The 766-nt window shown below is 49.6% G+C and carries 1 protein-coding gene; it reads right to left on the bottom strand.

Translation table 11 applies throughout. The features are described 5' to 3' along the window. Nucleotides 1-259 precede the first annotated feature (259 nt). Nucleotides 260-706: a hypothetical protein gene (locus AC2W7G_RS17620; protein ID WP_485869575.1), complete on the bottom strand. Its 447-nt coding sequence runs from the start codon at nt 704-706 to the stop codon at nt 260-262. Nucleotides 707-766: the final 60 nt, after the last annotated feature.

Below are 766 nucleotides of genomic sequence, written 5' to 3'. Positions count from 1 at the left end.
TCTGCGTCTGGTAACTTAACGTGTTCTAACGTCTCGTCATCGACTACAGGTTTTCCCGGTGTCAGTGAAGTCTACAGGCTCCCCAGCCCCGCTCCATCAAGACTTTCGCTAAGTGGTCTCCGCTTCCCGGATTAAACTCAACGTAAGTTATTGGTGTGAATGGTGCTCCTTCCATCGTGTCTCGTGAGTCGAACTCGCAAGGCTCCAGACCTAAGCGTTGAGCTTTGTTTCTTCGGCTTTCTTGAATACTGACCCGACCTTAGGGTACACGACTCGTGGATACTTTCGGAAGGTCCTTACCTGTCCGTGGGTGCTTTGAAAGAACTCCTTTGCCACCCTTCGGTGTAAACCAACTACCGAAAGTCGAACGCAGCTTGTCCAGCAACTTTGCACGTTTGACGGTGAGTTCACGATATAAGCCTTCGACCATCTCGGTGTTCATTGGATAGCCATTACGTTCCATCTTCGCACAGGTCCACGCAGCATCATGTTCCAGACGCAACGCATAAATCTGGTCGAAAGCGAACTGTTCAGACTGGAAGTAATACTTGTCAGTCAGGAACTTCTTGAACAACGCCAGTGTGACCACAACGTCTTGAACGTTATAGTCCAGCATCTCCTGAGACGGGAACAACCATTCGTCACCAGACTTATATTCGATACCTTCGGCCTTGCACTTGGCAACGTAATCGTGTTTTGTACTCACCCCTTCATCTCACCTAGACGATAGCCCCAAGCCTCAAGAGACTGGCGTCCCATCATCTTA

The organism is Aeromicrobium sp. PFPM2_SD2 (assembly GCF_057364525.1).
This window is presented reverse-complemented; position numbering and strand designations above follow the sequence as displayed.